Source organism: Halalkalibacter alkaliphilus (genome assembly GCF_023555415.1).
Lineage (GTDB): Bacteria > Bacillota > Bacilli > Bacillales > Bacillaceae_D > Halalkalibacter > Halalkalibacter alkaliphilus.
Window position 1 is genome coordinate 40,584 of the sequence record NZ_JAKRYL010000016.1, and the last position, 24,092, is coordinate 64,675.

Below are 24,092 nucleotides of genomic sequence, written 5' to 3' on the forward strand. Positions count from 1 at the left end.
CTTTTCACCTCTTATATTAATCTAAGTTCTGTCCATTTGATTCAATCGCTTGCTTATACCAATGAAAGCTTTTCTTTTTCAGACGCTTTAACGAACCATTTCCTTCATTATCTTTATCTACATAAATATAACCATATCTTTTTTTCATTTCTCCAGTTGAAGCACTAACAATGTCAATCGGACCCCAGCTTGTATACCCGATAATCTCGACTCCATCTTCAATCGCTTCTCCCATTGCATCAATATGCTTTCGTAAATACTCGATACGGTAGTCATCACTTACTTCGCCCTCTGCGTTCACTTCATCTATAGCACCTAAGCCATTTTCTACAACAAACAAAGGTTTTTGATAACGATCGTACAATTGATTTGCTGTAATTCGGAACCCTTTCGGATCAATCGTCCAGCCCCATTCTGATTTTTCTAAGTATGGATTCTCGATAGATCCAAAAACGTTACCAGCTGTTTGGTTTTTCAATACTTCTGGATCTGTGCTCGTTGCCCTACTTGCATAATAGCTAAAGCCGATATAATCAACGGTATGTGTTTTTAATAAAGCTTCGTCTTCGGCTTCCATCTTAATCGCAATGTTATTTTCTTTAAAGAAACGTTTCGCATAACCTGGATATGCTCCGCGAGATTGCACATCAATAAAGAAAAACGATTCCCGATCCTTTTCCATCGCGTCCATAACATCATTAGGATTACACGTATACGAATACGTCATGCCTGCTGCAAGCATGCAGCCGATCTTTGCATCCGGATTGATTTCGTGACATGCCTTTACCGCTAAACTACTTGCAACTAACTGATGATGGGCTGCTTGATACTTGGTTTGCTTTTGATCTTCCCCATCCTCAAAAACTAGTCCAGCACCTACAAAAGGCAGATGTAGAAGCATGTTAATTTCGTTGAACGTCATCCAATATTTCACTTTATCCTTATATCGTTTCAAAATCGTCTTCGCATACGTTTCAAAAAAACCTACAAGTTTGCGGTCTCTCCAGCTTCCGTATTTCTCAATAAGATTGACTGGAACATCAAAATGAGCAATTGTAACAACAGGCTCAATCCCATGTTTTCTGAGCTCATTAAATAAGTCATCGTAAAATTGTAAGCCTGCTTCATTCGGCACTAAGTCATCGCCATTAGGGAAAATACGAGCCCAGGCAATCGACACACGCAATGCTTTAAAGCCCATTTCGGCAAAAAGAGCAATGTCCTCTTTATATCGGTGGTAAAAGTCAATCGCTTCATGTGAAGGATAAAATTCACCTTCTAGCGGTGTAAATTGGTCAAGCTTGCCTAACATTACATCCCAACGTTTCTTCCCTGTTGGCAACAAATCTACCAAGGTTAAGCCTTTCCCATCCTCTAGATACGCACCTTCTGTTTGATTGGCAGCGATCGCACCACCCCATAAGAAATGTCCTGGAAATTGATAAGTAGACATAACAACACTCCTCCCTATTAAGAGAAACCAGAAGGAAGGTTGATGGTACCTTTTCCTTCTGGCTTCCGTCATAGTTCTTATTTAATTAATGTGATTAAACTGTCACCATGTTTCACTTCTTTTTCTTCTGTTGTCATTAAGTTATATCGATCTGAATTCGTGACAATGACAGGTGTCGTAATGTCAAACCCAGCTCCCTGAATACCCTTAATATCAAACTCAATTAGAAGTTGTCCTTTTTCCACTCGGTCTCCTTGTTGAATATGAGCCGTGAAAAACTCACCTTGAAGTTGAACCGTATCCATTCCTACATGAATTAATAATTCTGCTCCATTATCAGAGATAATCCCAACAGCATGCTTTGACGGGAATAACGCTGAAATCGTTCCTGACACAGGTGCAATTAGTTTACCTGCCGTCGGTATAACAGCAATCCCATTACCAAGCGCCCCTGTTGCAAACGCCTCATCTTTCACTTCCTTAAGTGGTAATACCTCTCCATAAAATGGACTTGAAACGACTTCACCTTTTACTTCTACTGCACTGTTAATTATTGTTTCTACTACTGGTTCTACAGGAGCTTCAGTAGCTGCTACTTCTGCTTTCTCAAGCGGAGTTTCTTCTTTATTTACCCCACCAAATAAATACGTTAAGACTGCACCTAAAACGAATGCAACAACCATCGCAATTAAAGCACCCCATACGGTCATATCAAGGCCATTTGGCCCAATAAATGATGGGATCATGAAAATTCCAAGGCCGCCAATCATATAAGTTTGTGTTCCAAAAAATCCAATGATTCCACCACCAATACCTGCAGCGATACAGCTGATAATAAATGGTTTTTTCTTCGGTAGTGTAACCCCGTAAATTGCAGGCTCTGTTACACCAAAGATCCCTGAAATAAATGCTGGAATACTAAGTGATTTTAATTTTTTATTTGTTGTCTTTAGATAAACTCCAAGCACCGCACCAATCTGTGCAAACGAAGCTGCAAACATCATTGTTAATACTGGATCAGCACCAAATGTTGATAGGTTGTTAATGACAACTGGTACAAGACCCCAGTGTAAACCGAAAATAACTAACACTTGCCAGAAACTTCCAATAAACAAACCTGCAATAACTGGACTTAAATCATACACAAACACCGTTGCTTGACCTACAATTCTTGCCGCCCATGTAGAAATTGGCCCAATGATAATAAATGTTAATGGTACAAGAACAAGCAATGTAAAGAATGGCACTAAGAATGTTTTTACAACATCAGGAATAACTTTCTTAAACCATTTTTCTATCTTCGCTCCAAAGAATGTTGCAAGAATAACTGGAATAACTGAAGAAGCATAACTCATTAAAATAACTGGAATACCAAAGAATGTTACAAACACAGGTGATTCAAACATCGTTCCTGCAAATAATACGTAAAGCGGGTCACCTGTCATCAATGTATCAACCGCTGGATACACTAACGACGCACCAATGGCAATCCCGATAAATGGCGATCCACCAAACTTCTTCATCGCCGTGTAACCTAAGAAGATTGGTAAGAAATGAAACAATGAATCCCCAACGATATTTAAGATTTGATACGTTCCATCATTCGCATCTAGCCAACCAACTGATAAAAACAACGCAGTAAATCCTTTAATCATCCCTGTTGCTGCTAGAACACCTAAGATTGGTGTAAAAATACTTGCGATTATATCGATAAAGCGACTAAAAAGGCTCCCTTTATTCTCGTTTGCGTCTTCCTCATTTTGCTGCGACTGATCAGCGAATCCGCCAACAGCAACAACCGCTTTGTACACGTCAGGAACATGATTCCCGATAACGACTTGATATTGTCCACCACTTTTCATAACGGTTACAACATCATCCATATTTTTTAAAGCCTCTGTTTGAGCTTTGCTTTCATCTTTTAATTTAAATCGTAATCTTGTAATACAATGAACAACACTTTTCACGTTCTCTTTCCCGCCAACTTTTTCAATAATTGACTTGGCTAATTGTTCGTATTTCATGACTAACCCCCACTTTCTCATTTATCTTTCGTATTTTTGTAAATAAAAAACCTGATCCGATTAAGCGCACAAAAATAACACTTGTGCTTCTCATCAGACCAGGTTAAGCCCACTTAAGGTAACATTCCTAGCTAAAATATAAAGTTTTGATTAAGGTAACGCTTTCTTTTATAGAAAAAATGATTGCTGTTGCACTTTAAATTTTGCTTACTCTTCCTCAGCTTTGCTGGTAACGCTGTGTAACACGATGAATATGCAGCGTTAAATAGATGATCTCATCCTTCGAAATCTCCCACTTATAGCTCTTTTCTAGGTACACTTTAATCTTTTCACTGCACCGAAAGGCTTCAGGATATTTTTTATTCAGCTGTTCATAGAGGAAATTGTCTTCTGTTTCCTCCACTCGCTCTTTCCTTACAAACCTCATCGCGAAAAAGCGCAGATGAGTGAGAAAACGTTCATAGTTAATGGAACTTTCATCTAATTCCATTCCGAAATGGTACTTTACGATATTTAAGATATTATTGACCATTTCTGTCACTTGAACAGCTTCAGCCATATTCTCACCAGATAACTGGCTATTGACTAGATGAAGAGCAATAGATGCCGCCTCATCTTCACCAAACAAGATTCCGGTTTCTTCTTGAATAATAGCTAACGCTTTCAAAGATACTTGAAACTCAAGCTTATAATGCTTTCTTATTTCCCATAAAAGAGGGTTCTTTAAGTGAATCCCCTGCTTATGCCTGCTAATGGCAAAACTAATATGGTCTGTTAAAGCCACATACAGATGATCATCCAATTTGTATGGCAATCGCGATTTAGCATAATCTAAAATCTTAGACGATATATTAAGATATCTTTCAGAAGTATCGTTTAACAGCTTCGCTAACTTATCAGAAACACCGTGCTTTTCTAACACAAAGGTTTTCTCGATTTTGGATGTATCAATTGGTTCCCCGGCCTTTTTTTGAAAGGCAAGTCCCCGTCCCATCACGACAACCTCTTGGTTTTGTTCATTATTCGCTATTACGACATTATTGTTAAACACTTTTTTAATCTTCATCATCAAACCCGCCCTACTTCTGTTTTGTTTCGGTCAGTCTGTAAAAAGGGTATAAAAAAAACCCAACCTTGTATACAGAATACCCCATTAAGAGCCTCCGAAACAAACTTAGGTTTTGCCTGCCGAACAGTAACAATCCGTCTAAGAAAATATTAAATTGAAATCGCTTACTAACTTTATACCATGACAAAATAATCATTGTCAACAACCTTTCAAAAAAAATAATTTTTCATTTTTTCAAAACTAGTTTATGCTTTATCCATAGATATTATAGAGTCATAGAGAGGAGAAAACTATGAAATTAATCACAACAGATATGGATGGGACATTATTAAACGAAAAAAGCGAAGTTAGCACAGAAAATGCAAAAGCAATCCGAAAGGCACAGGAATTAGGGATCGAAGTCGTGATCGCAACAGGTCGTTCTTATAAAGCTGCGGCAAAACCCTTAATGGAAGCAGGCTTATCTTGCCCAATCATTTGTTTAAATGGAGCACAGGTGTATTTAAAGAACGGAGAATTAATTCGTAATATCGCATTAGACAAGGAAGCATGTAGAAAAATTGAACTCGCGTGTACGAGTGAATCAAGTTATTTTGAAATCTTCACAAGTGCTGGAGGCTACTCTATCAATCGGGATGCATTTATTCATATATTGGTTGATGTCATGAAAGCCCATTATCCTAACGTTGAAACAAACGTCATTAAAGAAAAAGTAAAGCAACGTTTCCAAGATGAAAAGATTCAAACCGTTGATGACTTTGATCATATTTTCAATAATGACGAAATTGATGTCTTTAAGTTCCTTACCTTTTCTTTAGAAGAAGATGTTCTGCAAAGAATCCGTGAACAGTTAAAAGATGAACATGACCTTACCATAACCTCATCCGGTCACCAAAATCTTGAATTTAACCATCGTGATGCTAATAAAGGAGCTGCTCTTGCTTTCTACTCTAGCAGACAAGGAATTGAGCTAGAGGATGTCATGGCCATTGGCGATAATTTTAATGATTTTTCGATGCTTGAAATAGCTGGGTTCAGTGTCGCAATGGAAAATGCGGCTTTAGGCATTAAAAAAATCTGTAACTTCACAACAAAAAAGAACTCTGAACACGGGGTCGCCTTTGCGATTGAAAAAATACTTAAAGACGGTATCAAGAAGACTGTTCGGTAAGGACTCTACCACTTCAAATGTGTGCTTGCAAAAAATAACGTTTACAAAAATCCTTGCTAGCTAAAAAAAACCATGTTATAGTTATCGCAAATAAACAAACAACCCATTTAGGATTGTAACTGTTCACACAGGCAAAACCTAAATCACGTATCTATGAGACTAGTATGTCTTCCCGACGTGATTTAGGTTTTTTTATTTTATCCTAGTGAATGAGTATTCATTTTAAATTTAACATGGAGGTTTTCTTTATGACGAACTATCAATTTCCCGAAGGATTTTTATGGGGCGGTGCTACAGCTGCCAATCAAGTAGAAGGTGCGTATCTTGAAGACGGCAAAGGGATGAACCTGGCAGATGTGATGCCTGGTGGAAAAGTCCGTTTAAATGTCATCTCAAAACCCGGATTCGATTTTAAAATTGATACAAAGAAATACACGACATACCCAAACCACGAAGCGATCGATTTTTATCATCGTTACGCAGACGATATCGCATTATTTGCTGAATTAGGATTTAAAACATACCGTATGTCAATCGCTTGGTCTCGTATTTTCCCTAAAGGAGACGAGCTTGAGCCAAACGAGGAAGGCCTAGCATTTTACGACCGTGTATTCGACGAGTGCTTAAAGCATGGAATCGAGCCAGTTGTAACGATCTCCCACTATGAAATGCCTTTATATTTAATTACTGAGTATGGTGGTTGGAGAAACCGTGAAGTCATTTCATTCTTCGAACGCTATGCCATCACTTTATTTAACCGTTATAAAGACAAAGTAAAGTACTGGTTAACTTTTAACGAAATCAATGGTGCTACACATCTTCCTATTATGAGCCTTGGGTTCTCCCCTGCTACAGAAGATGTTCGTCTTCAAGAAAGCTTCCAAGGGTTACACCATCAGTTTGTTGCGAGCAGCTTAGCTGTTAAGGCTTGTCACGAAATCATTCCTGGCTCACAAATTGGTTGCATGTTAATTTATATGCCTGTATACGCATATGATTGCAATCCGCAAAACGTCCTACATGCCATGAAAGAAGAACAAGTCTTTAACTATATTTGTGGTGATGTTCATGTTCGTGGGGAGTACCCTGCCTTCTCCAAGCGTTTCTTTAAAGAAAATGACATTAACATCAATATGGAAGATGGCGATTTAGAAACACTTAAACAGTACCCAGTTGACTTCATTTCTCTCAGCTATTATATGTCTCGTACAGAAAAGAAAGAGCTAACAAAAGAGGAAAAAGCATCAGGAAACCTCATAGCTGGTGTAAAAAACCCACACCTTAAAGCAAGTGACTGGGGCTGGGAAATTGATCCAACTGGACTACGAATCGGCTTAAATCAACTATACGATCGTTACCGCGTCCCTCTTTTTGTAGTAGAAAACGGCCTTGGTGCATACGACACTGTCGAAGAAGATGGCAGTATCAATGATGATTATCGGATCAACTACTTACGTGAGCATATTAAAGCGATGGGTGAAGCGATTGAGGATGGTGTTGAATTAATGGGCTATACAGCTTGGGGTTGTATCGATCTTGTTAGTATGTCAACAGGTGAAATGTCGAAGCGCTACGGTTTCATTTATGTTGACAAGCAGGACGACGGCAGCGGTACCCTTGAGCGTAAGAAGAAAAAATCTTTCTATTGGTATCAAAATGTGATTGCAACGAATGGAAAGGAATTGGAATAAGAAAAAAGCAGCGATCAAGAGTCCATGTGGCTCTTGATCTTTTTCATACGCAAGGAGGTACTTGTTAAGCCCTAAAAATAGATTTCAATAACTTCCATAAATACTGGCTCCTGTCACCATTCACTAAAAAAATAAGTAGACTGCCCCCTCTGAGACCGTCTACTTATTTATTTGTTTCGTAGAATCTCGGATAATTAATTCGGAGTCAATGACGATAGATTCAGCTGTGTCCCTCGCTTTTTTGTTCGAGCCCGTTACTGCTTTGACTATATCTAGTATCATCTTTGCAGCACTTTCGCCCATCTTACTTTTAGGATGTTGGATTGTCGTCAATTTAACTTCCGTAGCATTGGCCATAAAGGAATCATCAAATCCAACAATTGAAATATCTTCAGGAACTTGAAGATTTTTTTCTCGAATAACATCAAGCAGTCTAATTGCTAGTTCATCATTATAACAAACAATAGCAGTTGGTACGTCTTCACCTACCGATAACTTCTCCTGCAAAAATTCAACTGGTTTCGTTGCTTTCTCTTCGGAGCTATAGATTACGATATTACTCGGATCAACGAAGACCCCATGCTCACGGTGTGCTTGAAGAAATCCCTTCATCCGTTTATTACCTTGTATATCATCCGTTTTGAAGAATCCAATAATATTGGTATGTCCCAATTCAATGAGATGCTTTGTTTGAATATAGCCACCCTTCTCATCATTCATCGTAATGCTAAGTGGATCTAATTCATCATAAAAAGCATTGATCATAATATATGGGATATTTTTTCTTTCTAAGTTTAGATAATAATTAATATTTGGATTAAATAATGCACTTTTAGTTGGTTCAATAATAACTCCATCAAAGCGCTGTGTTAAAATTTTATTTAGTGCCTTTCGCTCGTTTTCATGATTATTATTTGTGCTAAACAAACTAACATGATACCCGTGCTGACTGAGATAAGATTCCGCACCTCTAATAATAGAAGGAAAAATATAATCGGAAATGTACGTCGTGATAATCGCTATATTCTTTTGATTACTCGCATTCATACTTGTTTCAACTTCTGACCGATCTACACAAAACGTCCCCGCACCCTGCTCTCGATATAACCATCCTTGGGTGACGAGCTCACCAATAGCAACGCGGACTGTATGTCGACTGACGTCAAATTGTTTCATCAATTCACTTTCTGAATAAATCTTTTGATGAGGTTGGAACGTGCCGTCAAGTATTTTAGACATAATCGCTTGTTTTACGATATTGTATTTTGTTTCGATATTCATTCACCTCCATAACACGCTGCAGCTTCTCCATTATAAACGGAACCTAATACTTAGGGAAAGAATAAAAAGGAAGTAGAGATTTAATCTCTTAAACCTCTACTTCATTGATGCTATCTTCTCCAAATTGCTTCATTCCACTTTAATTCATTGCGAAATTGTCTTACTTTCGTATCCTTATCGATGACAACTACTTCTATTTTTGCCATATCAGCAAAGTCGTATAATTGTTCTGTCGTTACATCAAAAGAAAATACCGTGTGGTGTGCACCACCAGCATAGATCCAAGCTTCTGTAGCTTCACTTAATGATGGTTGCGGCTTCCACAATACTTTAGCTACTGGTAAATTTGGTGTCTCAATCGTTGGCTGTTCAGCTTTAACTTCATTAATTACAAGACGGTATCTACCACCTAGTTCTATAAGTGAAGCATTTACTGCATCGCCACCTCTACCATCAAATACTAGGCGTGCCGGATCCTCTTTTCCACCGATACCTAGAGGGTTAACAACAATTTTAGGTTTAGTAGCAGTTACAGTCGGACAAATTTCAAGCATATGTGAACCGAGAATCATTTCATTACCAGGCTCTAAGTGGTACGTATAATCTTCCATAAAAGAAGTTCCTTTATTACCAGAAATAATTTTCATAAGGCGTAGTAATGCAGCTGTTCTCCAGTCACCTTCACCGGCAAATCCATATCCTTCTGCCATTAGACGTTGTGCAGCTAATCCTGGAAGTTGCTTCATTCCATGTAAATCTTCAAAATTTGTAGTGAATGCGTTGTAATTTCCTTTAGACAAGAATGCTTTTAAACCTAACTCAATACGTCCTTGCTCAAGGATAGAGTCTCTAACCGCTCCTGGTTCACTCGCTTCTGCTGGGAGATCATATAATTCACTATACTCTTTATAAAGTATATCTAGATCTTCATCCGTTACTTTGTTCATCTCTTCAACTAGATCACCAATACCATAATAATCTACTGTCCATCCAAATTTAATTTGTGCTTCTATTTTATCTCCATCAGTTACCGCAACGTTTCTCATGTTATCACCGAAACGAGCAACGCGAATGTTCGGACCTTCTGTCACACCTACAGCGGTTTTCATCCATCTAGCTAATTTTGAAGTTACATCTTTGCTTTGCCAATGTCCAACTATCACTTTTCTTGAAACATCCATACGAGTTCCAATAAATCCGTACTCTCTGTCACCATGAGCTGCTTGGTTCAAGTTCATAAAGTCCATGTCGATATCATCCCATGGGATATCGCGGTTAAATTGAGTATGCAGGTGAAGCAATGGTTTTTGTAGAGCAGTTAACCCTCCGATCCACATTTTTGCAGGAGAGAAAGTGTGCATCCAAGTAATTACACCCGCACAATTTTCATCTGCATTTGCCTCAATGGCTAGTTTCTTAATTTCATCTGCTGTTTTAACAACAGACTTGAATACTATATTAAAAGGAAGGTCTCCTTCTTTATTTAACCCTTCTACAACTTCCTGTGAATTGTTTGCTACTGCTCGTAATGGCTCTTCCCCGTATAAGTTTTGACTTCCAGTAACAAACCAAAATTCATAAGGTCTTGTTTGTAACATTTGAATTCCCCCTAAAATTTATTATAGAATCATTGCTTAAGTACAATTGTTTCAAGACATAATAGGCTTCGTTCGAAATCGGCGTATGCATATTTAATTACTTAATTCTCTCCGATTGCATCTGCCCATAATATGCATTTCCACCATGCTTTCTTAAATAGTGTTTATCTAACAACGCTTGATCCATCGTTTGGATTTCCGGGTTAATTTGATATGTGTGAAAATTCATTTTCGCTACTTCTTCTAAAACAACCGCGTTATGCACTGCTTCATTTGGATCTTTCCCCCAATTGAATGGAGCATGACTATGTACTAGTACACTAGGAATCTGCATAGGGTCAATTCCCTCAAATGTTTCGACTATGACATTCCCAGTTTCCAGTTCATATTCACCTTGTATCTCTGCTTCTGTCATTCTTCTCGTACAAGGTACGGTACCGTAAAAATAATCCGCTTGCGTTGTTCCTAATGAGTGAATGGGTTTACCCGCTTGGGCCCAGCCTGTCGCCCAAGGAGAATGTGTATGAACAATCCCCCCAATGTCAGGAAAGTTGCGATAAAGAACTAGATGTGTAGGTGTATCAGATGAAGGTTTTAAATCACCTTCCACAATATTTCCCTCTAAATCTAGTACGACCAAATCCTCTATAGTCAACTCCTCATAAGGAACTCCACTTGGCTTAATAACCACTAAACCTGCCTCTTTATTGATACCGCTTACATTCCCCCAAGTAAAAGTCACCAAACCATATTTAGGTAAAGCTAAATTCGCCTCTAACACCTGCTTCTTCAAGCTCTCTAACATTAGTTGTTCAGCTCTCCTTTCAACCAACTCGTAACTTGTACGTATAATTTACCTTTTATAATTAAATATTAACGCAACTTGTACGTATAATCAATAATTTTTTTTAAAGAAGAGAATATAGTTTGTCATGGTCGTCTGAGGAAAACGTAAGTGTTTGCACAGTCCAGCGGAACAAGCATTCAAATTCAAAATAGCAAAAAACGACAGGGATCACTCTCTCCCCTGTCGCGCTATTTATTGATGATTTTCCACCGCCGCCCTTTCGATGGCAAGTCCACCCTTGTAACGTTCCATAAATCGCTCATAACCTTCAACATCTTTCGGGTCTGGAGATACCGTCTTCACTGCTTGACCTACAAATACGTTCTCGTTTAAATACTCTTCCAAAGTTTCTTTTTCCTTTTTGTTAATCATATACGATCCAAGTAGGGCAATCCCCCACGCTCCGCCTTCTCCTGCAGTTTCCATAACCGAAACAGAAACATTAAAAGCAGCGGCCAAAATGCCTTGTCCGACACCTTCAGTTTTAAATAATCCGCCATGACCTAATACTTCATCCAGTTTTACATTTTCTTCTTTCAGCAAAATATCCATACCTATTTTCATCGCTCCAAATGCTGTAAGTAAATGAACACGCATAAAATTAGCAAGATTGAAATTACTACTTGAAGAACGTACAAACAACGGACGTCCTTCTTCAAAGTGGGTCATATGTTCACCAGAAAGATAGCCGTAAGATAATAGGCCGCCGCCATCTGGATCTCCTTGAAGAGCTTGCTTAAATAAAGTTTCATATAACTTATTTGAGTCACCTTCGATACCTATTGCAGCTAAAAATTCTTCAAATAACCCTACCCATGCATTCAAGTCTGAAGAACAGTTATTGGAGTGAGCCATCGCTACCAAATTTCCTGTTGGTGTGGTCACAAGATCAATTTCAGGATAGACTTTGGACAAATCTTTCTCCAATACAACCATTGCAAATGCAGAAGTCCCGGCAGAAACATTACCAGTACGTTTCGCTACACTGTTTGTAGCAACCATACCCGTTCCTGCGTCACCTTCTGGTGGACAAAGCGGAATACCCGCCTGCAGCTCTCCGGTAACATCCAGAAGTTTTGCCCCTTCTTCTGTAAGCACGCCGGCGTTTTCGCCCGCTACCAAAACGTTAGGAAGAATCTCCTCCAAGTTCCATGATAGGTTCTTAGGGTCAATCAATTCATTAAATTGATGGATCATTGTTTGATTATAGTTCTTCGTGTTCAAATCAATCGGAAAAACACCAGATGCTTCACCAACTCCCAAAACCTTCTGTCCTGTTAGTTTCCAATGAACATAACCAGCTAGTGTAGTAAGGAATTGAATGTTACTAATATGTTCTTCCTGATTCAAGATAGCTTGATACAAGTGAGCAATACTCCATCTTTGAGGAATTTGATAGTTAAATAGTTCTGTCAATTCTTTCGAAGCCCGTTCGGTAATATTGTTACGCCACGTACGAAAAGGCACTAAAAGTTCTTCATCTTCGTCAAACGCCATATAGCCATGCATCATTCCACTAAAACCAATTGCCCCAACTGTTTGTAAAGTGATGCCATACTGCTGTTTCACATCGTTAGCCATCTGTTGATAACTGTTTTGAACACCCTTCCAAACTTCCTCCACACTATATGTCCAAATATGATTCACATAGCTATTTTCCCAGACATGACTGCCAGTTGCGATTGGTGTATGATCTTCACCAATAAGAACGGCTTTAATTCGAGTTGATCCAAGCTCTATTCCAAGTACTGTTTTCCCACTTTGAATTGCTTTTTTCACATCAAGACTCATATAATTTTCCTCCAATAGATTCATAGTAATAACAAATTCGCAACCGCTTACATAATCCGTGTAATGAAACCACTTAGGTGATGTTATATCGACCTATATTTCCCCATTAATCAAATTGACTAGCCTTAGATTATCAGCAAACCTTTTCTAAGAATGAATCGAAAAATCTTGTACGTATATATATACGATTTCAACCTTCATAGTACTACAACTGGTACGTACAATCAAGTGCAATCTTGTTGTGGAATGGGACAGCCTCCTCTCAGTCTTGTAAATCAATTAAGAGATCACCTGAATCATTCATTGCTACTAATTAATAAGCGTATCATGATATAAACTATACTATCTCTACCGCTTCATTCCCTTTCACATTCAAGGACAAAGTGATGAATTAAATAAAGGGTTTTGTATATACATATAGAAAAGCTTAAAAGGAGATATATAAGTGAGAGAACTTGTGAACCTTTATTTCTATGAACCCCCGTAATTGGAAAACGTTCCTTTACAAAATTCTCATCCACGGTTCGCTCATTGAACAAAAGAAAACCCTTTCATAAACTACCCCTAAACATAGTAAACTATCATTCCAGCTATAGTTTCTACTATGAAGGTGTTAACAAAGGCATTCTAAATGATATTTTTTTGAACATAAGTCATTCTTCTTTACTTTAGCTGATATTTTATTATAATGATTACATAAGAATAATTATTGTAATTTAGTATGTATTTCTTACGACTAGTTGCATAATTATCTACTACTATATGTAGTTAAAAAAGGAGGAGTAACATATGGACACTAAAAACAACACTACCACTGGAAAATGCCCGTTTTCGCACGGCAGCGCTACTAGTAACAGCTCTACTGTTACAACAAATAAAGACTGGTGGCCAAATCAATTAAACTTGAATATTTTACATCAGCATGACAGAAAGACAAACCCTATGGGTGAAGAATTTGATTATACAGAAGAATTCCAAAAGTTAGATTACGAAGCTCTAAAAAAAGATCTTCATGACTTAATGACAGACAGCCAAGATTGGTGGCCTGCTGACTATGGTCATTATGGACCATTCTTTATTCGTATGTCTTGGCACGCAGCAGGTACATACCGTACAGGTGACGGCCGTGGTGGCGGTGGAACTGGGAACCAACGTTTCGCACCTCTTAACAGCTGGGAGGACAACGGTAATCTAGATAAAGCTCGTCGTCTTTTATGGCCGATTAAGCAAAAATACGGTAACAAGATTTCTTGGGCTGACTTGCTGCTTCTAACAGGTAATGTCGCGATTGAATCCATGGGTGGTAAAACATTTGGTTTTGGAGGTGGACGTGCTGACATTTGGCATCCTGAAGAAGATATCTACTGGGGTTCCGAAACTGAAATGTTAGGTGATAACCGTTACACAGGCGACCGCGAGCTTGAGAATCCTCTTGCTGCCGTTCAAATGGGCCTTATCTATGTGAACCCTGAAGGTCCAAACGGAAAACCAGATCCAATTAAGAGTGCTCATGACATTCGCGAAACCTTTGGACGTATGGGAATGAACGATGAAGAAACTGTTGCACTTATTGCCGGCGGACACACGTTTGGTAAGGCACACGGCGCAGGAGATGCTTCGCATGTTGGACCAGAGCCAGAAGCTGCTCCTATTGAAGCACAAGGCTTAGGCTGGCTAAGCACTCACGGTAGCGGTAAGGGTGCTGACACCATCACGAGCGGGCTTGAAGGTGCTTGGACGGCTAACCCAACAAAGTGGGATAATGGTTACTTTGATTTATTATTTGGATATGAATGGTGGCTGACTAAGAGTCCTGCAGGCGCATATCAGTGGATGGCTGTAGACCCTGATGAAAAAGATCTTGCACCAGATGCTGCAGATCCATCAAAGAAAGTTCCAACGGTTATGTTCACCACTGATTTAGCATTGCGTCATGATCCAGCATACGAAAAAATTGCGCGTCGTTTCCATGAAAGTCCGGAAGATTTTGCCGATGCCTTTGCTCGTGCATGGTTCAAACTACTTCACCGTGATATGGGTCCTAAAGCAAGATATCTAGGTCCAGAGGTCCCTGAAGAAGATCTTATCTGGCAAGATCCTGTCCCAACTGTTGAGTATGAATTAACTGATGCAGAAGTAGCTGAACTCAAAGAAAAAATCCTAAATTCAGGACTTACAGTGAGCGAGCTAGTCACAACGGCTTGGGCTTCTGCAAGTACGTTCCGCGGCTCAGATAATCGCGGTGGTGCAAATGGTGCCCGCATCCGTCTTGCTCCACAGAAAAATTGGGAAGTGAACCAGCCAGATCAACTTGAAAAAGTCCTAGCTGTATTTGAAGACATTCAAAGTCAATTAGATAAGAAAGTCAGCATTGCTGATTTGATTGTACTTGGCGGTAGTGCGGCAGTTGAAAGAGCTGCACAAGATGCAGGCTTTGATGTAACGGTTCCTTTTGCTCCTGGACGCGGTGATGCTACAGAGGAGCAAACAGACGTAGAAGGCTTTGAAGTGTTAGAACCGGTCGCTGATGGCTTCAGAAACTATCAAAAGAAGAAATATAGTGTGAGTTCAGAAGAGTTACTAGTAGACAAAGCTCAACTACTTGGCCTTACTGCACCAGAAATGACTGCACTGATTGGTGGTATGCGTGTTCTAGGTACAAACCACGCTGGTACTGAACACGGCGTATTCACGGATCGTGTAGGCACACTGTCTAACGACTTCTTTGTGAACTTGCTTGACATGGGTGTAGAATGGAAACCTGTGGATGGCGACGTATTTGAAGGTCGCGACCGTAAGTCAGGTGAAGTCGTACGTACAGCAACGAGAGTGGATCTTGTATTCGGATCGAATTCTGTATTACGTGCCATCGCAGAAGTTTATGCTCAAGACGATAACAAAGGGAAATTTGTCAATGACTTTATCGCTGCTTGGGTGAAGGTCATGAACGCAGATCGGTTTGATCTCAAGCTTAAGAAAGCTGAACTAACGAGCAATTAAATATGAGGAAACCGCCGTCGGGAGATTGACGGCGGTTTTTTTGTGATAGAAAACTAATATTAATTAAAACAGGGCTTATTCATGTAAAACAATAATCGAATGTTTTCATTTTTGGGAATAACGTTCGATAAAAACAAACATTGACAATTCATATCTTTTACCTTTTATTCATTCAAAAGACTATCAAATAAATACACTATCTAAATGCTTTTACGTTATAATTAACTATTACTAGTGATTGATTGTTAGGAGGACTTCGATTGGATTTTGTCGCGATAGATTTTGAAAGCGCCTGCCCACTGTTTTAAAGGACTGGATAGGCACCTTTTTTATGCATTTTTCACTTGCGACTCGTAACAACGTCCATTTCCTCATTCCACTTAAACGCGTTGTTTGTAGACTTCCATGAAGTTCTACCTCTTTTGAATTCAAGAATTAAACCTTTTTCCCAAGAATGACTACATTACTCTTCATTCTATCTAACTTAGCCACTCCTTCCTCCAATAATTACAAATTGATTTCGATACAGTTTGAATTCGCCCTTGAAACACAGGTCATCATCACATTCATTGACTTTTCTTCTTCACTTAAGAATGTATCCCTATGATCCACATCGCCACTTACCACTTCAACTTGGCAACTACCACAACCCCCAACCTTACAAGAATATGGTGCTTGAATTTGATTCTTTAATAAAACATCTAGCAAGGTTTCTCCTTCAGGAATGAAGAGCTCCTGTTTTGATTTTGCTAGTTTTACTATAAAAGGTTGTTTTGGTCCTGCATCCTGTGCAGCAAATAACTCGAAATGAATGTTTTTCTTAGGGTAACCATACTCTTTTGCTTTTGTTGTAAATTGTGTAACCATTTCTTCAGGACCGCAAAAGTATACATGACTACCCACTTTTTGTTCTTTCATCAACTCAGTATTCATGCGCTGATCTTCACTTGAAAAATAGAAATGAACGTTCTCTGAATAATGCTTCATTAAAAAATCATAAAAGGCACATAATTCTTTCGAACGAGCCGCATAATGAAGTTCAAACGATTTCCCTTTCCTTTTTAACTCAGCCATCATGGTTAGAAATGGTGTAATTCCAATACCCGCAGCTATAAAGATATGATGCTTCGCTGCAAAACTGAGCATGAAATGATTTTTTGGAAAGCTAATGTGAAGTTCGTTTCCAACTTTCACATGATCATGCCAAAAGGTTGAACCACCTTTTGATTGTTCACTACGACGAATCGCAATGCTGTAACTATTTGTTACGAGCGGATCCGTCGTTAGTGAATAAGAACGCTCAATAACCTCTTTATCTTTCTGAATGATCGTTGTTATGTGTGAACCCCCACTAAATTTCGGTAGGGAGTTCTCTTCAGTAGGAATCAAAGTGAATTTTTTAATAAATGGCGTTTCTTCTACAATTTCAGAAACCTCCACCTTAATTGCTTCCGTACTCATGTGTGCCTCCTTCCTAGCAATTACAAAGCCGCATTCATTCTCTTCAAGTAATTCGTTATCAATTCTTTATATGTTGAAAAGCCCTTATACTCTGCCATGTATTCAGGTAGATCAAGCAGTACCTTTTCAAATCGTTCTGACCATTCTTTGTTTTTCACTAACTCTTTCATTGAAATTAAGTCCGTATGAATGCTAAATAGAATTCCATTGCTTAGTGGCAATCTAGTAAGACGTTGATCTTCTACTCGCAAATGAACCATGTCTCCTACATTTTCAGGAGTGAGTTCAAATTTCTTCTTTCCCCATTCATCAAACGTTTCAGGAAAGGTTTCTAGTATGGGATCTAATGTAATCGTCCAATTGTATCTCGTAAATGGTCTCCCTACTTCCATTCGCAGCAGAAAGTTCCGAACTTTCGCAGCCAACCCACTCTCAGCAAAGTGGGGAACCGGTGAGTGAAATTCTAAGTAGGACATTCCCAAATCAAAGGCAATAGACCAGTTTGCAGGGAAACAGAGCTGTCCAGCATCCATGTAAAGATCTCCGTCTCGTTGTCCCAAATAAATTAAATCCTCCTGCACATGTCTCCCTATAAAGTCTAAAGGCTCACATGCCAGACTTTTATCATCTCCTAAAATAAATGTTTCCTTCTCTTCTAATAAATGATTAAAAAACGTTATATGATCTCCTCTTTTTTTGAAGCTGAAATAGTTCGGGTATACAGAAACGAGTTCATTCATTAGCAACTCTAGAATTTCCCACTGCGCTTCCATCGAATGCTGAAAGGATTGAAAAGCTAGACTTGGCCTCTCAAGTAAGAGCTTTCTCTTTTTTGAAATTTCTTCATGATAATCAGGGGTAATTTCAATAACCTTTCCCGCTGTTAATGCTCTTGCATTATTTGAATATCGATAAGAATCTTCTTGAAATGGAAAAGGAAACCTTTCAATTAATGGTACTTGTGGAATCGTAGCTTCGATAGACCGTGCCGTTGATTCAGACATTTGTTTTTCCTCCCTACTTTTTAGTCAATTGATTGTTAAATAACTAGATAACCTAAATATGCATCTATTCGACTGGAGTAATGGTTCGAAACATTCAAAGTACTTTGACACTGTTCACACATGATTTCATTTATCTGCTCATACATGTGATTTAGCTTTGAGCACTTGATACAATAGACGTTTTTTTCCTTTTCACCATATCCGATCCCATATAGATCTTCGTTCGTGAAACCTTGATTCAAGGCTGCCCTTTTTAGCTTATTAACCATTTTCCAGCTACCAAAGATGAAGAGCTTTGTTCCGATCTTCTGATTAGCCAAAAGAATATTTATTTCATTTTTCCAAAACATCGTTATATACGTATTTGACTCTATTTCTTTCAACCTGTTTGTTACTAGATGTGATAAGATGGGTTGTTTATTTGTAAATAACTGAAATGGAATGTTTTGTTCAATCGTTGCCTCCAGTAATTCAATTGAATCACTCATGTATTGTTCTTCTACAAATAGCAGAATTTTTTGACAGGGAGATAGCATATGAGTTACATCAATTGGATCTTTCACCTTATACATTTATAAACCACCCTTTCGTTTTTCTCTAAATCTATCTTAGACAGAAAACGACCAATTGTCCGCTCTTGTATTCTAAATAGTGGGATAACTTTATTTTTATCGTTATAAGATCTTCCATGTTGCGAAGAATATAAACCTTTTCATTGACATTGAACCTCACTATGCAACATAGTTGTTACGAATCGGTCGACTGATTTTATCAAGCGCGTTTTAGTTACGCTAGCAATCTCCGTTTCACCTTCTTCATTTAGAGAAACCTGTACATTCTGAACGAATACACCCTTTTCAATATGTGTTGCCCCTAATACAGAAAGAATTGGTTTAAGAGAATATTCTAACATTAATAGATGTGATCGGGTCCCCCCTATAGCAAGAGGAAGGATTCCCTTATCCTTCAACCCGTTTTCCGGTAATAAGTCAAGAAAAGTCTTTAATACACCACTAAAGGATGCCTTATAAATAGGCGTACCTATAACAATAGCTTCGGCTTCTTCAATAAGCATATTCGCTTCTTTTATTGCGGGAGCATCCCATTTCGCATGTAATAGTTCCTCGGAGGGTAACTCGCATACTTGTACGACAGACACCTCCATTTCAGCTTTTTCTAGTAACTGCTTCGTATACTTTAACAAACTATTCAATCTCGAAAACGAGGTTGGACTTCCAGAAATAATAACGATTTTATTCACTTTCATCTCTCCCCTTCTATTTGCTAGATTTAGCATGACAAAATGGAAATCCATTGCCCATTTCATTTTCACAGCATTTGAGAAAGATGTATTAATATTAGACATATTTTCTACGTACTTTTATTTGATTTAGATCTTCTATCAAATAAATTTTTTACTAGAATGAGATAAATCCTCACAGAAAAACACTGCCTTATCCCAATATTTGTTATTTCTTAATTTATTAATGTTTTTATTCATGCAAAAATAAAGGTGTAACAAAATAATCTATGAGGTGATGTACATGAGTGAACAAACTTTTGCAAAAGTGGATTACACCTATTTAAGCCAAGAACCAGGAATTCAATTGATTAAAGCTGGGACGTACGCCCAAAAAGAATTAAATGAAGTATTAGGGATTCCCGGATTAAAAAGTCAAATCATTGATGTGCCAATTTGCTCAAAGGAAAACGCCCTTTCTATGGGTTACTTTTCTATGCAACCTTCTGAGGACTTTCTCTTTACCTATACATACCTTGAGGTTAAGGTAGTCCTAAACGGTCAAATCATTGTATCAGATGATAAGGGAGTCAAATATGTTGCGGAAGCAGGAGATGTCTTAATTTTCACACCAGATACGGATGTGACGTTCCATAAAGAGAGCAATGGAAATGCAATTTATACTGGCCACCGTCTGCCAGAGCCAGATTTCATGTGATGTTTTAAGGTAACCATAATGATTTAGTGACTCCGCTTAATGTATTCGAGGTTGTCCAAAAGGCCATACCTTTATGGACAACCTCGATGTTTTTTTTAGAATAACCCAAAAAGATCTTTCAAGTTTGAAAGATCTTTTCTTTTTCAGGCAAGCCATTTTATTCGTTGCTCACTGAGAGTAACTCTTTTCGACTAAGGAATTGAATAGTAATGCTTGTAGGCAAGACTACATAATTTTTCATAAACAACCAAACGGTTCCGTGACTCCGGTTATGATTCGGAACGATCATAGTTCCAGATATGTTCGTTTCGTTCAAGTTTACACTTACTTTATATGTGCCCGGCAAAGGCAGAAATACATCTTGATCCATATTTACATTGAGCTTTAGTTTATTTTGTTTTTTCTGGTAGGCAGATATATTAGCTACGACCTTATAGTACTCACCTAAAAAAGATGGAATACAATTGACCTCACCTTTCATCAATAATTGTCGAATGTATGTTGAGCTTATTTTATGATTATTTTCTTCCATTTTATTTACTGTTGTAATTTCAAACTCTCCTTTGCTATCAAGAACAAGTTGTTGCATATCCCCTTTTCCCCGATATCCATAGGAAAAATCAAACCCGGCTACCGCATGTTTACAGTTTGTTCCTTTTACGTAATCATCGACGAAGTCAGAATGAGATAATCTCGCAAACTCCTTATCAAAATGAATTATATATAATTTTGATACGCCAATGTGCTCGAATATTTGTTGTTTCTTAGGCATAGGCGTCAAATATTTCGTAATGACGTTAGAAGATTGAATAACTGTGCTAGGATGCGGATAAAAAGTCATAACGGCAAATTCTAATCCTGCCTTTACGGCAAGATGTTTCGTCGTTTCTAGGATTTTTTGATGCCCTATATGCACTCCATCAAAGAAACCTAGTGCTAATGCACAACCCTTTCCTTCGGTAAAAGCTGGTTTGTCTGGATATTTGATATGTACAATTTCCAAGACAACAACACCTCTCTTTTTTTTCAAAAAATAGAGAATAAATGCCGCTAGGAGTTTCCTTATTAAACTCCTAACGAACCATTTACCTCCTTGCGAGAAGCCCATTTTAGTAATTGAAATTATTCAAACCATGGAACTTCAATCAATGTACGTCCGATCCATTCTCTTAATATCTCATTCGTTGGCCCCATTAACGCACCAGCCCGACCATCTCGCAAATACTTCTCCACTTGACCTGTTAAATAGCCTCTTCCACCAGAAACTTGCAATGCTTGGTTCGTAACTTGAATGACCATATCAGCCGAATGAGTTTTTAATTCCCATAATGGGTAAAGACAATCTGATAGATCCTTTCCATTTGCTTTACAGTTGTCTAACGCTTCAGCCACTCGAATTAACATGTTTCTTGCACTATCTATCGAGATCTGAGCTTTTGCTAATTCGTGGCGAATAACTTGATAGCCAGTAACCGAAGAACCTGTGTCTGCATGTACTTTCTTTTTCGCACCGTCAATCGCTGCATTTAACGCGCCTTGTGCAACACCGATCCAACAAGCCGATGTCCCTAGTAAAAACAATGGATCTACGACGTTATCATTATAGTAATTCATTCCCCCCTCATCCCCAACTAGGTTCTCGCTAGGGACAAATACATTCTCAAATTTCATCGGACCGCTAGAATTTCCTCGTAGTCCCATGGCCGAAAACGGATAATGTGTTACTCCTTCTGTTCCATTTTCAACAAGTAAAAACATTAGTTTATCTTCTTTCGTACTCTCTGGATAATTAGTACATACAATATACCAATCTGCTTCACCTGCACTTGTTACAAACGATTTATCTGCATTTAGAAGATAGCCATTTCCATAACGCGGTGCACTACTCACTAAATTCCAAAAATGCCCCCCTGTAGCTGGTTCACTAAATGCAAGCCCCCCCACATCTCCTCTTAACACGCCAGGGACCAATCGATTTTTCTGTTCTTCACTTCCTGCAGAAAAAAGCACATGAACTGCAGCTGTATGCATCACCCAGCACATCGTTGATGATGCACAATATTGGGCAAAACTTTCTGCCAAAACGGCAAATCCTTTAAAGCCTCTTTCTAGTCCTCCATATTCGATAGGTAACGTAACAGCACCAAATCCGGCTTCTGCCATTGCTTTAAGACTCTCACGTGGATAGATGCTGTTTTGGTCTGAATTCGAGGAGCCTGCTAGCAAGACTGATTTTCCTAATTCGTGAGCTTGTTCTTTTAATTCTTGAAATCCATCTGGACAAGTCCACCAGCTCGGGATCTTCATAATTCCTTCATCGACGACTAATTGATTGGACATATTCTCCACTTCCTTTATATAATTTTTTAACTTAAAGAGATATATTGTTTTGTCAATGCACTTACTTTCGTAGAAGGGGTTAACATATGAATAGCTTCTTGAAAGGTGGTTGTACGATAAGTCTCTTTTACAGCTCCACCTTCCTTTAATTGTTGCCTTTTTTGTAGTAACTCATCTTTTATGTCTAAAGATACATCTGATTCTATTAACGACTTAAGTACATATTTCTCTGCCATCTCACAGCTAGTAATGTTAATGTTGGCACCTTTCACTCTGCCTGAACTGGAATAGACATAGGCTGAGATGATTCTATTTTTTGCGCTAGTCATCGTTTCAGGTAAAAAAACAGGATTCACACAAAGGGGCATCTCTTCGACTAGCAATCGAGTAATTCCTCTGTCATTCACCGCTTGGAGAATTTGTTCAGGTTCGTCTTCTACAACAACCTCTTTATGAGGCGGCCAAATGTCTAACCAATAGTGGTTCATTTGTTTTTGTCCTACATGAAAAACAAACATGTCAGGATAGATTCTTATTTGTCCTACCCCATTTTCTAGCTGTGGTCGAAAAAAATCATAAAACCGAGTGATCGTCGATAAAAGAAAAGCACTAGCTCCGATGGCTCCACCAGGCTGTCGAACAATGATTCCAATTCTATCAAATTGATTAAAATGTGGAACAATATCCTCCAATTGGGCTACTTGATGTTTTAGTTTAATTTTGAAATCACTAGACTTTAAATCTTTCGTCGTATGCATGGTCAACCGCTCCATTTCCTTATTTGCAAGATTCCTTCATACCTCTTGCACCTTGAAGATTCTTAAACAGAATCCCATTTCTTACAGATCGATCATCACTCCACCCCTTCCTTTACAATCTAAACTTCTTATTTACATCATTACAAAGTTTTTCATATGAAACAAACAAAATTAACCAAATATTGGGAAAGTACGGATAAGTTTGTCACTAATTCTCACCTAACAACTTTTCTACGAAAAAAGAAAGTTCGTCTTTTAGACGAACCCCCTCTTACATTACAGATTGACTCACTTCCTCTAATTCCTTCTGTGCAGATGGCGCTGATGCAGTTAAATTTAATAAAAGAATACCAGCAATAATGAGCAAAATACCAGCTAATCCAGTTACATTCAATTTTTCCTTATATAACAATACTCCAATAAGTGTTACTCCCGCTGTCCCAACACCCGCCCAGGTAGCATAAGCAATATTTAAAGGAATGGTCTTAAACGACAAAGCTAGAAAATACAATGCACCCCCAAAACCGATTACACCCCCAACCGCAGGAAGGAGCTTCGTAAAACCTTGAGATGCTTTAAGCATAGTCGTGCCGATTATCTCTGATAGAATACCGATTGCTAAATAAATGTAAGCCATTTGTCACTA

Annotated in this window: 19 protein-coding genes; 4 read left to right on the forward strand and 15 right to left on the reverse strand. The window is 38.4% G+C overall.

Annotated features, from left to right (window positions below; translation table 11 throughout):
- Positions 1-16: 16 nt before the first annotated feature.
- The 3 genes from ascB to licT form a co-directional block, all read right to left on the reverse strand.
- Positions 17-1,453, reverse strand: coding sequence for a 6-phospho-beta-glucosidase (gene ascB / locus MF646_RS15325; protein ID WP_250097389.1), 1,437 nt, complete (start codon positions 1,451-1,453; stop codon positions 17-19).
- Positions 1,454-1,530: 77 nt separating this feature from the next.
- On the reverse strand, positions 1,531-3,477 hold the full coding sequence (locus MF646_RS15330) for a beta-glucoside-specific PTS transporter subunit IIABC (protein ID WP_250097390.1): 1,947 nt from the start codon (positions 3,475-3,477) through the stop codon (positions 1,531-1,533).
- Between the two features lie 217 nt (positions 3,478-3,694).
- On the reverse strand, positions 3,695-4,543 hold the full coding sequence (gene licT, locus MF646_RS15335; protein ID WP_250097457.1) for a BglG family transcription antiterminator LicT: 849 nt from the start codon (positions 4,541-4,543) through the stop codon (positions 3,695-3,697).
- A gap of 295 nt (positions 4,544-4,838) precedes the next feature.
- On the opposite strand from licT, the gene MF646_RS15340 reads away from it, so the two are divergent.
- Positions 4,839-5,717, forward strand: coding sequence for a Cof-type HAD-IIB family hydrolase (locus MF646_RS15340; RefSeq protein ID WP_250097391.1), 879 nt, complete (start codon positions 4,839-4,841; stop codon positions 5,715-5,717).
- 248 nt (positions 5,718-5,965) lie between these two features.
- Positions 5,966-7,408: a glycoside hydrolase family 1 protein gene (locus MF646_RS15345; protein WP_250097392.1), complete on the forward strand. Its 1,443-nt coding sequence runs from the start codon at positions 5,966-5,968 to the stop codon at positions 7,406-7,408.
- Between the two features lie 159 nt (positions 7,409-7,567).
- On the opposite strand, the gene MF646_RS15350 is transcribed toward MF646_RS15345, so the two are convergent.
- The 4 genes from MF646_RS15350 to MF646_RS15365 form a co-directional block, all read right to left on the reverse strand.
- On the reverse strand, positions 7,568-8,683 hold the full coding sequence (locus MF646_RS15350) for a GntR family transcriptional regulator (RefSeq protein WP_250097458.1): 1,116 nt from the start codon (positions 8,681-8,683) through the stop codon (positions 7,568-7,570).
- Positions 8,684-8,799: 116 nt separating this feature from the next.
- Positions 8,800-10,287, reverse strand: coding sequence for an L-arabinose isomerase (araA, locus tag MF646_RS15355; protein ID WP_250097393.1), 1,488 nt, complete (start codon positions 10,285-10,287; stop codon positions 8,800-8,802).
- Positions 10,288-10,384: 97 nt separating this feature from the next.
- Positions 10,385-11,092, reverse strand: a complete 708-nt coding sequence (gene araD / locus MF646_RS15360; RefSeq protein ID WP_250097394.1) for an L-ribulose-5-phosphate 4-epimerase — start codon at positions 11,090-11,092, stop codon at positions 10,385-10,387.
- A gap of 234 nt (positions 11,093-11,326) precedes the next feature.
- Complete coding sequence (locus tag MF646_RS15365) at positions 11,327-12,925, reverse strand: xylulokinase (RefSeq protein ID WP_250097395.1); 1,599 nt, start codon at positions 12,923-12,925, stop codon at positions 11,327-11,329.
- A gap of 789 nt (positions 12,926-13,714) precedes the next feature.
- Here MF646_RS15365 and katG point away from each other — a divergent pair.
- A complete protein-coding gene (gene katG, locus MF646_RS15370; RefSeq protein ID WP_250097396.1) occupies positions 13,715-15,925 on the forward strand; it encodes a catalase/peroxidase HPI in 2,211 nt (736 codons plus the stop codon).
- 507 nt (positions 15,926-16,432) lie between these two features.
- On the opposite strand, the gene MF646_RS15375 is transcribed toward katG, so the two are convergent.
- The 4 genes from MF646_RS15375 to ssuE form a co-directional block, all read right to left on the reverse strand.
- Entirely contained in the window at positions 16,433-17,386 is a 954-nt protein-coding gene (locus MF646_RS15375) for a PDR/VanB family oxidoreductase (RefSeq protein ID WP_250097397.1), read from the reverse strand.
- Positions 17,387-17,406: 20 nt separating this feature from the next.
- Positions 17,407-18,390 (reverse strand): heme-dependent oxidative N-demethylase family protein, encoded by a 984-nt coding sequence (locus tag MF646_RS15380; protein WP_250097398.1) that lies wholly within the window; start codon positions 18,388-18,390, stop codon positions 17,407-17,409.
- Positions 18,391-18,425: 35 nt separating this feature from the next.
- A complete protein-coding gene (locus MF646_RS15385) occupies positions 18,426-18,962 on the reverse strand; it encodes a dimethylamine monooxygenase subunit DmmA family protein (RefSeq protein WP_250097399.1) in 537 nt (178 codons plus the stop codon).
- Positions 18,963-19,102: 140 nt separating this feature from the next.
- Positions 19,103-19,651 (reverse strand): NADPH-dependent FMN reductase, encoded by a 549-nt coding sequence (ssuE, locus tag MF646_RS15390; RefSeq protein ID WP_250097400.1) that lies wholly within the window; start codon positions 19,649-19,651, stop codon positions 19,103-19,105.
- Positions 19,652-19,916: 265 nt separating this feature from the next.
- Between ssuE and MF646_RS15395 the strand changes: the two genes are divergently transcribed.
- A complete protein-coding gene (locus MF646_RS15395) occupies positions 19,917-20,348 on the forward strand; it encodes a cupin domain-containing protein (protein WP_338035505.1) in 432 nt (143 codons plus the stop codon).
- 157 nt (positions 20,349-20,505) lie between these two features.
- Here the strand turns inward: MF646_RS15395 and MF646_RS15400 are convergent, their stop codons facing one another.
- The 4 genes from MF646_RS15400 to MF646_RS15415 all read right to left on the reverse strand — a co-directional run bounded on the left by MF646_RS15400 (position 20,506) and on the right by MF646_RS15415 (position 24,083).
- Positions 20,506-21,351 (reverse strand): FAD synthetase family protein, encoded by an 846-nt coding sequence (locus MF646_RS15400; protein ID WP_250097402.1) that lies wholly within the window; start codon positions 21,349-21,351, stop codon positions 20,506-20,508.
- 119 nt (positions 21,352-21,470) lie between these two features.
- Complete coding sequence (locus MF646_RS15405) at positions 21,471-22,688, reverse strand: acyl-CoA dehydrogenase family protein (RefSeq protein WP_250097403.1); 1,218 nt, start codon at positions 22,686-22,688, stop codon at positions 21,471-21,473.
- A 26-nt stretch (positions 22,689-22,714) separates the two neighbouring features.
- Entirely contained in the window at positions 22,715-23,446 is a 732-nt protein-coding gene (locus tag MF646_RS15410) for a hypothetical protein (protein ID WP_250097404.1), read from the reverse strand.
- 271 nt (positions 23,447-23,717) lie between these two features.
- A complete protein-coding gene (locus MF646_RS15415; RefSeq protein ID WP_250097405.1) occupies positions 23,718-24,083 on the reverse strand; it encodes a DMT family transporter in 366 nt (121 codons plus the stop codon).
- Between the last annotated feature and the right edge of the window lie 9 nt (positions 24,084-24,092).